Annotated in this window: 11 protein-coding genes; 3 read left to right on the plus strand and 8 right to left on the minus strand. The window is 62.0% G+C overall.

Annotated elements, in window-relative coordinates; genetic code table 11:
- Positions 1 to 4: 4 nt before the first annotated feature.
- The 6 genes from ACAX43_RS17160 to deoC form a co-directional block, all read right to left on the minus strand.
- Entirely contained in the window at positions 5 to 1,573 is a 1,569-nt protein-coding gene (locus tag ACAX43_RS17160) for a sugar ABC transporter ATP-binding protein (protein ID WP_370709598.1), read from the minus strand.
- 72 nt (positions 1,574 to 1,645) lie between these two features.
- Positions 1,646 to 2,650 (minus strand): autoinducer 2 ABC transporter substrate-binding protein, encoded by a 1,005-nt coding sequence (locus ACAX43_RS17165; protein WP_370709599.1) that lies wholly within the window; start codon positions 2,648 to 2,650, stop codon positions 1,646 to 1,648.
- A 106-nt stretch (positions 2,651 to 2,756) separates the two neighbouring features.
- Positions 2,757 to 3,815 carry an ABC transporter permease gene (locus tag ACAX43_RS17170; RefSeq protein WP_370709600.1) on the minus strand — a complete coding sequence of 353 codons (1,059 nt, stop codon included), beginning with the start codon at positions 3,813 to 3,815 and terminating at the stop codon, positions 2,757 to 2,759.
- Between the two features lie 44 nt (positions 3,816 to 3,859).
- Positions 3,860 to 4,822, minus strand: coding sequence for a ribokinase (locus ACAX43_RS17175; protein ID WP_370709601.1), 963 nt, complete (start codon positions 4,820 to 4,822; stop codon positions 3,860 to 3,862).
- Between the two features lie 162 nt (positions 4,823 to 4,984).
- The gene (locus ACAX43_RS17180; RefSeq protein ID WP_370709602.1) at positions 4,985 to 7,378 is read right to left on the minus strand and encodes an aldehyde dehydrogenase family protein; all 2,394 of its coding nucleotides are present in this window, start codon (positions 7,376 to 7,378) and stop codon (positions 4,985 to 4,987) included.
- Positions 7,379 to 7,394: 16 nt separating this feature from the next.
- Positions 7,395 to 8,405: a deoxyribose-phosphate aldolase gene (gene deoC, locus ACAX43_RS17185; protein ID WP_370709603.1), complete on the minus strand. Its 1,011-nt coding sequence runs from the start codon at positions 8,403 to 8,405 to the stop codon at positions 7,395 to 7,397.
- 346 nt (positions 8,406 to 8,751) lie between these two features.
- Between deoC and ACAX43_RS17190 the strand changes: the two genes are divergently transcribed.
- Positions 8,752 to 9,198 (plus strand): SRPBCC family protein, encoded by a 447-nt coding sequence (locus tag ACAX43_RS17190; RefSeq protein WP_370709604.1) that lies wholly within the window; start codon positions 8,752 to 8,754, stop codon positions 9,196 to 9,198.
- Between the two features lie 251 nt (positions 9,199 to 9,449).
- Here the strand turns inward: ACAX43_RS17190 and ACAX43_RS17195 are convergent, their stop codons facing one another.
- Positions 9,450 to 9,848: a VOC family protein gene (locus tag ACAX43_RS17195; protein ID WP_370709605.1), complete on the minus strand. Its 399-nt coding sequence runs from the start codon at positions 9,846 to 9,848 to the stop codon at positions 9,450 to 9,452.
- Positions 9,849 to 10,098: 250 nt separating this feature from the next.
- Between ACAX43_RS17195 and ACAX43_RS17200 the strand changes: the two genes are divergently transcribed.
- Both ACAX43_RS17200 and ACAX43_RS17205 read left to right on the plus strand, forming a co-directional pair.
- On the plus strand, positions 10,099 to 10,740 hold the full coding sequence (locus ACAX43_RS17200; RefSeq protein WP_370709606.1) for a DsbA family oxidoreductase: 642 nt from the start codon (positions 10,099 to 10,101) through the stop codon (positions 10,738 to 10,740).
- 193 nt (positions 10,741 to 10,933) lie between these two features.
- Positions 10,934 to 11,722 (plus strand): hypothetical protein, encoded by a 789-nt coding sequence (locus ACAX43_RS17205; protein ID WP_370709607.1) that lies wholly within the window; start codon positions 10,934 to 10,936, stop codon positions 11,720 to 11,722.
- 305 nt (positions 11,723 to 12,027) lie between these two features.
- Here ACAX43_RS17205 and ACAX43_RS17210 read toward each other — a convergent pair whose 3' ends face one another.
- Positions 12,028 to 12,987, minus strand: a complete 960-nt coding sequence (locus tag ACAX43_RS17210; RefSeq protein WP_370709608.1) for a transcriptional regulator GcvA — start codon at positions 12,985 to 12,987, stop codon at positions 12,028 to 12,030.
- Between the last annotated feature and the right edge of the window lie 103 nt (positions 12,988 to 13,090).

The raw sequence follows: 13,090 nt of genomic DNA on the forward strand, positions 1-13,090 counted from the left end.
TCCTTTATGCGGCTTCCGAAAGCAGCGCGTGATAGAGGTCGGCTTCGCTCAGCGTGTCGGCCTGATATTCGCTCGCCACGCGCCCCTTCTTCATCATCAGGATGCGGTCGCAGTTCTGCAGCAGTTCGGGCAGGTCGTCGCTAATCAGGATGATGCCGATGCCGCGTTGCGAGAGGCGCTGCATGATGCGGTAAATGATGTCCTTCGATCCGACGTCGACGCCGACGGTCGGTCCATGCAGGATCAGCACACGCGGATCGATGGCGAGCCAGCGGCCGATCAGGACGCGCTGCTGATTACCGCCGGAGAGCGATTGCACGGGTTTGTCGACACCGGGGGTGGCGATCTGAAGATCTTTCACCATCCGTTCCGCGAGCGCCTGCGCGCGCGTGCGATCGATCTGACCGAAGCGGTCCCGCAAACTGGAGATCATCGCGGTGATCACGTTGTCGCGGATCGGCTTGTCAAGGAACAGCCCTTCGTTCAGGCGGTCTTCCGGCACATAGCCGACGCGATGGTGTTTCGCGTCCGACGGTGTGCGTAACCGGATGCTTTTGCCGTCGAGCATCACCTGCCCCGACTGCGCCGGCGCCACGCCCGCGAGTGCGCGCGCGAGTTCGTTGCGCCCCGAATCGAGCAGACCCGTGATACCGAGAATTTCGCCGCCATGCAGCGCGAACGAGACATCGCTGAACTGGCCGGCGCGCGTGTAACCCCGCACGTCGAGCACCACGTCCTGCCCCAAAGCGCCTTCACGATAGCGCTCATTGGACAGATGGCGTCCCGTCATCAGTTCGCTGATCTGCGCCTTGGTGAATTGCGCGATCGGACCTTGCGCCATTTTTTGGCCGTCGCGCAGCACGATCACTTCTCCGCCGATTGCGTAGCACTCGTCGAGCTTGTGGCTCACGAACAGCACGGTCACGCCCTGCGCGCGCAGATTGGCGAGCACGGTGATCAGGTTGTCGACTTCCTTTTGCGTGAGCGACGTGGTGGGCTCGTCCATGATGACGAATTTCGCCTCGCTGGCAATCGCGCGGGCAATCGCCACGAGTTGCCGCGTGGCAAGCGGCAATTGTTCGATGAGGGTCGCCTGAAACCCGGTGTCGCCGGGCAGGCCGACCGATTCGAGCGCGCGTGCTGCGGTGCGCGCCAGCGCGCGCCGGTCGAAGGTGCGGGCGAGCCGGCCCTCGTGCGTGGCCAGCTCGGCGGTGAGCGCGACATTCTCGGCCACGTTCATGTTGGGCAGCAGCGAAAGATCCTGATAGACGGTTTCGATACCCGCCGCGAGCGATTCCAGCGCGGAGAGCCGCGCATGCCGCACGCCTTCGATCACGAGCTCGCCTTCGTCAGGCGGCTGCGCACCGGAAATGATCTTGATGAGCGTGCTCTTACCGCAGCCATTTTCGCCGAGCAGGTGATAAATCTTCCCGCGCTCGAATGACAGGCTCACCCCGCGCAATGCATGCACGCCGGTAAAGCGCTTGTGCACGCCGACAACCTGCAGAAACGGCCGTGACGTTTCGGACTCCGATAACTGCGCTGACTGCGCTGACGATGCGTCTTGATTCATGATGGCGAGTCGCAAGTTAAGGCGTGTCCGCATGGACACGCCGTGACACATGAAGCAATAAACAGACCGCGATCAGAACGGATACTGCTTGTAGTTCGACTTGTCGACGTTCACCCAGCCCTGCCCGCGCACGATGATGCCCTTGCCCGGCCCTTTCGCGACCGTCACCTTCGTGTAGCCCGGAATGCCGAGATCGGCGCCGTTCTGGACAGTCTTGCCATCGATCAGCATCTGCGCGATCTTGTTCATCGCAAGGCCCGCCAGCTTCGGATCCCAGAACGCGATGCCGTTGATGGCGCCGCTTTCGAGGAACTTGCCAGCTTCGGTCGGCAGGCCCGTACCGTAGACGCAGATCTTGCCTTGCATGCCGGCTTCTTCGATCGCACGGCCGATGCCGATCACGTCGAGTGAGGACGAGCCCTGGAAGCCCTTCAGGTCCGGATGCTTGCGCAGCACTTCCTTCGCGACTTCATAGGCGCGCTCGCCGTCGTTATTGGTTTCGAGTTTCGGCTCGACCAGATCCATCTTCGGATACTTGGCCTTGGCGTTGCCGATGCCGCCGTCCGCCCATTGCACCTGCGAGCGGCTGCCGAGCGAACCGACCAGCACGGCCCACTTGCCTTCGTCGTGCATGCACGAGGCGAGACGCTCGTTCAGACCGGCGCCGTAGGCGGTGTTGTCGAACGCTTCGATGTCGACCATCGTGTTCTTTTCGTTGTCGGCCTCGTGGGTCACCACCTTGATGCCGCGATCCATCGCTTTCTTCAGCGCCGGTTCAAGCGTTGGCGGATCGTAGGGCACCACGGCGATCGCCGTGACCTTCTTGGCGATCAGGTCTTCGATGATCTTCAGTTGCTGCGCTGCATCCGCACGGCCTGGGCCGGTCTGATAAGCGGTCACACCCGGGTTGTCCTTCGCGAATTCCTTGACGCCCTCGTCCATCCGGTTGAACCAGTTGATACCGGTCACCTTGACGACCGTGACGATCGTCTCGTTGGTTGCAGCCTGCGCCGCGGCGATCACACCCACCGTAAGAGCGCCAGCGGCGAGCGCGGCACCCAGTCGAGTCAATTTCATGCGATGTCTCCTTTTTCGTTCGATGTCGCCCCACTTCACCGTCACGGACAGCCAGGGCTCGTTGTCCGCCGCGTACTGAAATCTTTGTCCTGCCTGCGCCTGCTCGTCAGCGTTTCGGCGCCGCGCCTGGACTGCCGGCACGCTTGCCGGCACCCGTCCCGCCGCCGAAGCCGAAAATGGTGCTCACCCGCTCGCCACCCGCAAACGCGAGCGACAGCAACAACAGAAAACCCCATGCGCAATCGCCGAAGAACTGCGATACGCCCATCAGATTGAAGAGGCTCGACAGAAACTGCAGCACCGTCGCGGCAAAAAACACGCAAATGATGCGTCCGTGCCCGCCGGCCGGATTCACGCCGCCCATCACCGCAATCAGAATGGCGATCAGCAGATAGGAATTGCCGTAGTCCCATTTCGCGCTGGACGTATGCGTCGCGCTGATCAGACCCGCCAATGACGCCAGCACGCCGCACATCGCATAGGTCGTGATCAGCATCCGCGCGCGCGGAATACCCGCATAGAACGCGGCTTTGGGATTCGTGCCCATCAGATAGAGGCGCAGGCCGAACGGGCTGCGCCTGAGCAGCCAGCCGAGCACGAGCACCGCCGCGATAAAGATGCAGAACGCGATCGGCACCTGAAACACGGTACCGTTCCCGATATTCGACAACGGATCGACATACTCGACAGGCACCGAAGCGCCGTTGCTGAGTACCACCGCAAAGCCCGTGAACAGCAATTGCGTGCCGAGCGTGCAGAGAATCGGCGTGAGTCTGAGCCAGGCGATGACCACGCCATTCAGGAGGCCGCCGAGCAGGCCCATCACCACCACGATCACGCAGAAGAGCGACGTGTACAGCGCCGGCGAATCGTCGCCGCTGAGAAAGTGCGGCACGACCAGCGCGGCGACCATGCCGGACAGGTTGGCAAGTCCGACGCCGGACAGGTCGATCCCGCCATTGCCCGACACCATCGACAGCATGATGCCAAGCGCGAGCAGGCCGAGTTCGGGCAACTGGCCGCCCATCGACTGCATGTTGTCGATATCGAGGAATTGCCCGTGCGAGAGCCATGTCGCGACCAGCACGACGAGCACGTTGACGATCAGCAGAAAATTCAGTTGCCGGTCGCCGAACAGCTTTCCAGCGGTGAACGAGGACTTCATGGTGACGGCGATCTCCTTCAACCTTCAAACAGTCAGGACAGCGATCAAGACGCCTGGGACATCCCGGCCGACTGGTTCAATACCTGGTTCACTTCGTCGAGCGCCGGCATGGAAGGCGCCGTGCCCGCACGTGTCACGGAAATGCCGGCAAGCGCGCAACCGAAGCGCATCGCCGCGACCGCGTCGTCGCCGCGTGCGAGCGCCGCCGCGAAGCCGCCCGTGAAGCCATCGCCGGCGCCCGCGGTCTCCACCACGCGGCCACAGCGGTATGCCGGGACGAGAATCGACTGGGTCGCCGAATGCAGCAGCGCGCCGCCCTCGCCGAGCGTCACGATCACCGCACCGACACCTTTGGCGAGCAGCACGTCGGCGGCCACGCGCGCATCGTCTGCGTTCGCGATCGACACGCCGGTAAGCGCGGTGGCTTCGGTTTCGTTCGGGGTGATGTAGTCGCACAGCGGGAAAATGTCGTCATCGAGCGGCATGGCGGGCGCCGGATTGAACACGGTGACCACGCCGTGCCGGCGTGCCACTTCGAGCCCGCGGCGCGCGGCAGCGAGCGGCTGTTCAAGCTGCGTGACGAATACGCTCGCGGCGGCGATGTCGGCTTCGATCGCGTCGACGTCGGCGGCATTCATCGTGCCGGCCGCGCCGGACGCGACAATGATCGCGTTCATGCCGGTCGTGTCGTCGACGAAAATATGCGCAGCGCCGGTGGACACGCCCTCGATCACCGAGGCACGGGCCGTGATGCCTTCGGCGGCCCACGTCGCGCGTGCAATTTCACCGAACGCGTCGTTGCCGATACGGGTGCAGAAGACCACCTCGGCGCCCGCGCGCGCGGCCGCCACCGCCTGATTCGAGCCTTTGCCGCCCGGCCCCATCGCAAACGCCGAGCCCGCGATCGTCTCGCCGATCAACGGCATGCGCCCGGCGCGAAACGTCAGGTCGGTGACGTAGATACCGAGAATGACGACGCGTCCGTTTTTTTGCAAAGACGTCTTCATGCCTGTTCCCCTTGAGCCGCTTCGATCAAGGGGACTTCTTTTAAAGCCCGACGTGCGTGCGGCACCTCGGCATTCAACAGCGGATCCAGATTATTCAGCACGTTGTCTCCTCCATTTTCTGGTTGGCGTGCATATCGTTTAGCCGTTCGGTCCGACTGACACTCAGTCTCCGTACGGTATCCAGATGTTCTTTACCTGCACAGCCTGACGCAGAAACGGCCGGCCTTCGCTCGCGCGGTCGAACCAGTCGAACTGGCGCCCGTGATCGACGAAGGTGCGCTTCAGATTGCCGATCGATTCGCGTTCGACCAGCGTCGAATCCGTTGCGTTGCCGAAGCACCAGACGGCATCCACATCGTCGTGTTTGGCGAGCGCCGGCAACAGCGCGCCGCGTTCGCCCGTCACGATGTTCAGCACGCCGCTGGGCACGTCAGACGTCTCGGCCACCTGATAAAAATCGGTGACCGTGAGCGGACACGCCGCGCTCGGCAACACCACCACCCGATTGCCCATCGCCAGCGCGGGCGCGACCAGCGAAACAAAGCCGAGCAACGGCGCCTCATCCGGGCACGCGATGCCGATGACGCCGAGCGGTTCGTGCATCGCCAGCGCGACGCCGCGCAGCGGCGGGGTATGCACGGCGCCGTCGAACTTGTCCGCCCACGCGGCATAGGTAAACAAACGCGCTACGGACGCTTCGACTTCCGCACGTGCCGCCGCTTCCGTCGCGCCGTTTCTTATCACGAGCTGGCGCGCGAATTCGTCCGCGCGAACGGCAAGGTTTTCCGCCAGATAGAAGAGCACCTGAGCGCGGTTATGCGTGCTCGCCTGCGACCACTTCTGCGCCGCGCGTGCCGCTTCGACCGCGTTGCGAATGTCCTTGCGATTGCCCTCGCCCACTTCGCCGACCGGCGTGCCATCCGGTGCGTGAACCTGCAACGAATACCCGCTATCTGGGCGCACCTGCTTGCCGCCGATAAACAGCTTCGCAGTACGGTCGATCGATGTGACGTTGGCCAACGGATCGCGTGTGCCTGTGCCCGCTGCCTGTCCGGGCCGTACCGCCTGACGCTTCGCAAGATTGAGCCAGGCACGCGGTTTCAGATATTCGTAAATGCCCTCACGTCCGCCTTCGCGGCCATAGCCCGATTCGCGGTAACCGCCAAAGCCGACCGCCGCGTCGAACAGGTTCGTCGCATTGATCCACACCACGCCGCAAGCAAGGCGCGGGGCGATGTCGAGCGCGCGGCCGATCGTTTCGCTCCACACGCTCGCCGCGAGTCCGTAGCGCGAGTTGTTAGCGAGCGCAATCGCATCGTCGGGCGTACGAAAGCTCATCGTCACCAGCACCGGGCCGAATATCTCTTCCTGCGCCAACGTGGAAGCCGGCGCCACGCCGGTGACGAGCGTGGGCGGATAGAAGCAGCCGCCGGAAGGCATCGCCGTATCGGGCGACTGCCATACCGAACAGCCTTCCCGCCGCCCCGCTTCCACCAGCGACTGGATGCGTTCGAGCTGCACCGGATCGACGATCGCGCCGAGATCGATGCTCTTGTCGAGCGACGTGCCGACCCGCAGTGTCTCCATGCGGCGTTTCAGCTTCGCGATGAAGCGCGCTTCGATCCCTTCCTGCACGAGCAGCCGCGAGCCCGCGCAACAGACCTGCCCCTGGTTGAACCAGATCGCGTCGACCACGCCTTCAACCGCGCCGTCGAGATCCGCATCGTCGAACACGATGAACGGCGACTTGCCGCCGAGTTCGAGCGTCAGCGATTTACCCGTGCCGGCCGTGGCCGCGCGGATCGATCTGCCTACTTCCGTCGAACCGGTAAAGGCGATCTTGTCGACCTGCGGATGCTCGACGAGCGCCGCGCCGGTGCGGCCGTCGCCCGTGACGACGTTCAGCACACCTGCGGGCAAACCAGCGCGATGCGCGAGCTCGGCGAACAGCAAGGCAGTCAGCGGCGTGTATTCAGCGGGCTTCAGGATGACGCAATTGCCGGTTGCAATGGCCGGCGCGATCTTCCACGCCAGCATCAGCAGCGGGAAATTCCACGGCACGATCTGGCCGACCACGCCGAGTGGCGCATAGTCGGCGAATTCGCTCTCCTGAAGTTGCGCCCAACCCGCGTGATGCAGGAAGTGCCGCGCCACGAGCGGGATATCGATATCGCGCGTTTCGCGAATCGGCTTGCCGTTGTCGAGTGCTTCGAGCACGGCAAACAGCCGGCTATGACGCTGAACCATGCGCGAGAGCGCATACAGATGCCGCGCTCTTCCGGCGCCGCCCAGCGCGAGCCAGCCCGGCTGCGCGGCGCGCGCGGCGGCAACGGCCGCGTCGATATCGGCGGCATCGCCCTGGGCGATCTCGGCGAGCCCTTCACCCGTCGCGGGCGCGTGCGAGACAAAGCGCTCGCCCGCCGCCGGCGCATGCCACGCGCCACCGATGAAATGCCCGAAGCTCGCCTCATGCTGCGCGATCCACGCGCGCGCGGGTTGATCGTCCTCGGGTGCGGGACCGTACTCCATCGATGAAAAATACTCGGCTACGCTCATGGGATCGGTCTTGGGTTCAGGCTACGGGGTGACGGTTGAAAGCGGAGTAACGGCCGCTCACGTGATGTTCGAGTTGGCGCTCGATATCGGAGAGCAGGCTCGACGCGCCGAGCCGGAACAGCTCCGGCTCGAGCCACGCGCGGCCAAGCTCTTCCTTCATCAGGATCTGGTACGACAGCACGGTCTTGGCGTTCGACACGCCGCCCGCCGGCTTGAAGCCGATAGGCACGCCTGTGCGCTCCTGGTATTCGCGGATCATGCGCACCATCACGAGCGACACATCCAGCGTCGCGTTGACGCCTTCCTTACCGGTCGACGTCTTGATGAAATCGGCGCCGGCCATCATGCAGACCATGGATGCGCGCGCAATGTTGGACAACGTGCGAATGTCGCCCGTCGCCAGAATCGCTTTCAGATGCGCCGGACCGCAGGCCGCGCGGAAGTCGCGCACTTCGTCGTACAGCGCCTGCCAGTTGCCGGTCAGCACATGTTCGCGCGTCACGACGATGTCGATTTCCATCGCGCCGTCCGCCACCGAAGCCTCGATCTCCTTCAGCTTCAACGGATGCGGAATCAACCCGGCTGGAAAGCCGGTCGATACCGCGGCGACCGGGATGCCGCTGCCCTGCAGCGCATCGACCGCCGCCGCGACAAAGCGGTGGTAGACGCAAACTGCGCCCGTGGTAATGCCCTGCGGAGCGATGCCGAGCGCTTCGAGCAGATCGGCCCGCACCGGCTGGCGCGCTTTTGCGCACAAGCGGCGTACGCGGCCTTCGGTGTCGTCCCCATTGAGCGTTGTCAGGTCGATGCAGGTCACGGCCTTTAGCAGCCACGCGGCCTGCGCATCTTTCTTGACGGTGCGGCGCGTGGCAAGCGTGGCCGTGCGCCGTTCGACTGCGGACTGGTTGACCCGCAGGCCGTCCAGCCACGACGCGTCGAACGGCGTGCCGGGGTTGCGGACCGGATGGATGAGCGGCCCGCCGCGCAGCGCGACGACCGACGAAGACAAGGATGGGGCTTCAGGCATGAGACGTCCGGAAATTTGGCGCGGCGCACAACAGCCGCCGACAATTCGTTCACGCTTATGCTACAACGATTGATAGAATCATAACAAGCTTTACGACGCAATCTTCACATACGTAGGGGCTTGAGCGTGCCGCGGCGCCATGCTTGTTATCAGTGAACCAAATTTGTGATGTAAGGGTCACAACGGCGTCGATAGTCTTTTCGGCGCGTCCAGGTAGCGGGTAACCTTATTGGCTATCGGCTTATCGGCGTCTACGGGTTTTCCTGGTCTCAACCTATGTCGATACCGGCGCCCCCGAGTCGTCGTAGGGGTATGTCCAACTTCTCCAGTGAAAGGCGAGCACACCATGACTACCGGAACAATCCATCTCCAACGCGTCTTGCGCGCGACTCCCGAACGCATCTATCGAGCCTTCCTCGAACCCGATGCGATAGCCAAGTGGCTTCCTCCGTACGGGTTCACCTGTCAGGTTCACCACATGGATGCCCACGTGGGGGGCACCTACAAGATGTCCTTCCGTAACTTCAGCACTGGAAATAGTCACTCGTTCGGCGGCGAGTACGTCGAACTGGTGCCGTTCGAGAAGATCCGCTACTCGGACCGATTCGACAACCCGAACCTGCCCGGCCAGATGCACGCCACCATTTCATTGCGGCAGGTGTCTTGCGGAACCGAGCTCACCATTACGCAAGAGGGCTTGCCCGAAGTCATTCCTGTGGAGATGTGCTACCTCGGCTGGCAGGAGTCGCTTGTCCAGTTGGCAAAGTTGGTCGAGCCCGAGATCCCGGACTGACGACGCTGGCACAGGCATGTACTCCGTTGTTTGCGGTGCCGTCATTGACGGAGTACTTTTTGACATTCGCCGCTGCGGGGTGGCGAACGTTCGCTCAGTTCTTCGTTCACCATAGCGTTGGCAAAGGCAGGAGTGCGCACGGCTTCACGAGGTCGGCCGGACTCGGCATCAGTGCCCCGCCTCCGGGCCTCCGTGGCGGAGGCGCGCCGGGCTCCTCTGATAACGGCCGTTCTGGTCGAGCGCATGGAAATCTAACGCGTCACCGGATCGTGACAACAAACGCAAATCTTGTTTCCCTCGGAATCCCGGAAGTACGCCCCGTAATAGTCCGGGTGATAGTGTGCTCTTAAGCCGGGCGGCCCTTCGCAAGAACCTTTGTTTGCCAGCGCGCTAGCATATGCGTTGTCGACTGAACGACGGTCAGGTGCAAGCAACGCCACCATTTGACCATTTCCACGTTCTGCTGAGTTGCCGTCATATGGCCTGCCGATAAGCAAGAGCGGACGCGGCATTCCCTCGGCCATCCAGGCCGCCCATGGTTTATCTCGCTCACAGAACTTCAGTTTATGTCCCAGTTCGCCCATGACGGCCGAATAGAATGTGAAGGCACGGTCAAAGTCATTAACGCCGATAAAAACATGCGAAATCATCTTGATCTTTTCCTGTTCGAGCCGCGATGTTTTCGCACGTTATCACAGCAGACGTGGGTTCGGCATCCGCTGCTATGCTGGGGATGAAACGACTGCGGCCGTACGACGCCCGAGCCGATGTATTGAGCCCGCGCCTTGAACTACTTCCGAAACGCAGCCCTGCAAGCATTGAAAATTCCAGCTACTCTGCGAGTAACCGTAACCCCGCATCAACGCGGCCGCCCCGCCGCTTATCCCCGTCAGGAAAGCCATGACAAAACCTCTAACAATCGATTTCGTCTCCGATATCGCCTGCCCTTGGTGTGCGATCGGCCTCTCCTCGCTCCAGCTTGCGCTATCGCGCCTTGGCGAAGCGGTTGATGCTCAAATCGTCGTGCATCCCTTCGAATTGAATCCGCAGATGGGACCGGACGGCGAGGCCATTGTCGACTATCTCGGCAAAAAATACGGACGCACACCGGAGCAGATCGCCGAAACGCAAGCCATGATCCGCGAGCGTGGCGCAAGCGTTGGCTTTACCTTCGGCCCGCGAACGTACGTCTATAACACCTTCGATGCGCATCGCCTGCTGCATTGGGCCGGTATCAAAGGCAAGCAGTTGCCGCTCAAACTGGCGCTACTGCAGGCCTATCATTCCAAGGGCAAGGACCCTGGCAACCACGATGTCCTGGTCGAAGCAGCACAATCCGTGGGACTCGACGCCGAAGAAGCAAGCGAGGTCCTGCGTAGCGGAGACTATGCTCAGGACGTTCGCGCGGAAGAACAGCAATTTCAGGAGTTGGGCATCCACTCGGTGCCGTCGATTATCTTTAACCGTCGCCATCTGGTGACCGGCGGACAACCGGTCGAGGCCTTCGAGCAAGTCATCCAACAGGTACTGGCCGAAACATAATCTCGCACCCGCGAGGTCCTTGCCGATAGCGCATCCCAATTGCTGTCGATTTGTGCAGCGATGCCCTCGTCTCGGGGCGAGTTCACAGTGGAACAACTGAACTCCCCTTTTTGACGTCCTTAAGCGGCTGTTAAGCGACCATCAGCGATGCTTGGCCTTGGTTTGTGTTTATCAACGAACAAAGGCATTCAATATGAAAAGCGAAACACGGCAAATATTGGAACATGCGGTCAGCAAAGTCCCGCAAGTCACATTGGGCTTCTGGATTGTCAAGATTGCCGCGACCACGCTTGGCGAAACGGGCGGCGACTGGGTGACGATGTCGCTCAACCTGGGCTATCTGATCGGCTCGGCTATTTTTGCGGTCATCTTTATCGGACTCGTTTCGGGACAGATTAAGACTGACCGGTTTCGTCCGTTCTTATATTGGGCAACGATCGTCGCGACCACGACGCTCGGCACGACCATGGCCGACTTCTTCGATCGATCGCTTGGCGTGGGTTATCCGGGCGGCGTCGTCATCGTGTTCTCGTTGCTGCTTGCGAGCCTCGCCATCTGGTACAAGGCGGAAGGCACGGTGTCGGTCCAGAGCATTACGACGCCCAAGGCCGAATGGTTCTACTGGATCACCATCCTGTTTTCGCAAACACTGGGTACGGCGCTTGGCGACTGGGTAGCAGGCTCGGACCGCGGCGGCCTCGGTCTCGGATACGAATATGGCGCGCTGATTTTCGGCGTCGGCCTCGCGGCTGTGGCCGCTCTTTATTTCTGGTCGCGTATCTCGCATACGCTGCTTTTCTGGGCCGCGTTTATCCTGACGCGCCCGCTTGGCGCGACGCTTGGAGATTTCCTCGACAAACCCGTCGCTAACGGTGGTCTGCATGTCAGCCGGCTGTACGCATCGCTGATATTGCTGGTCTTTATTATTGCGAGCGTCACGCTGATACCTCAACGCCCGGCAATAAGGGAAGAGCAGGCGTAAGCGAGCGGGGAATACAGCGTGAGTTCGCTTGCTGCCGGTCTGACGTGTCGCTGTCGCTGCCTGCTTACTGGGTTCGGGCAAGACGTCGGTAGCCTTCTGCCACACTCCCGCGCATGAAGCGCTTCGCGCCAGGCGAGCAGTCAGCGAACCATGATTTCCGTAGCTGTTTTGGGAGCCCCAAGACAAAGCCGCGTCGGGCTTCGTTGGTTCAAACCACAAAATTGCGAGGGGATCGAAGTCGCCCAATCCTATCGTCACACGAGACGAATGGTTTAGCTTGATTACCGTTGCGCCCGCAAGCGCATTCATCGACCGGTTCGCACGTCGGGAACGCCGCGGAAATCGGCGGCCTGCGTGGTGGGCCGATTTTCCGTATGGCCGATCACGTCGATGAGCCAGGTGCGTAGCGCCACGACTTTCGCGCAGTTGGCGAGATCGCGCGGCGAGACGAGATAAAACGCGCGATCGGTCGTCACCGACTTGCCGAACGGCGCGACCAGCCGGCCGGCGCGCAGGTCGTCCTCGACATAGGCGCGCCGGCCGATGCACACGCCGTGGCCATCCACGGCGGCCTGCATGGCCATCAGCGCGAGATCGAAGGTCAGGCGCGCGCCACCCGTCAGGTTGGCCGGCAGCCCGGCCGCCTCGAGCCAGATGCTCCAGTCGTCACTGGTCACGCCGCTCACCTGCAGCAGCGTGTGATGGGCGAGATTGTCGAGGCTCGTAAGCGGATGATTGCCCGTCAGCAGTTTCGGGCTGCATACGGGGAAAATCTCGTCGGCCATCAGCCAGTCGGTGCGCAGCCCTTTCCATTCACCGCTGCCGTAACGAATTGCCGTGTCGGCGCCCCCGACCACGAAATCGACGAGTTCGGTCGAGGCGCTTACGCGAATGTCGATCTCGGGATGCTCGAGACGAAACGAGCCCAGGCGCGGCAGCAGCCACTTCGACGCAAACGTGGCGAGCGTGGAAATGGTGAGCGTGGTGTTGTTGCAGCCTTCGAGCAATTGCTCGGTGGAAAAGCGCAGCTGATCGAACGCGAGGCTCACGCCTTGCAGATAGGCCTGCCCCGAGGCAGTCAGTTCGAGCCGCTCCTTGAAACGGTGAAACAGGCGGATTCCCAGTTCATCCTCGAGACGCCGCACCTGATGGCTGACCGCCGTCTGCGTGACGTTCAATTCGGAGGCCGCTTTCGTGAAACTCATATGACGCGCCACACATTCAAATACTTTCAAACCATTTAGTGATGGAAGTTTTCCCGCCATTGGATCGCACCGTTTAGCAAATACAGGTAAAGAAACGGAGTTTCAGCGGGGGAGATTCGAACGCTGTTAATCGGTCCGCCCCCCGGCATATCTTATTTTTGCT

Origin of the sequence: Paraburkholderia sp. IW21, assembly GCF_041321145.1 — a bacterium.
In the GTDB taxonomy this organism is placed as follows: domain Bacteria; phylum Pseudomonadota; class Gammaproteobacteria; order Burkholderiales; family Burkholderiaceae; genus Paraburkholderia.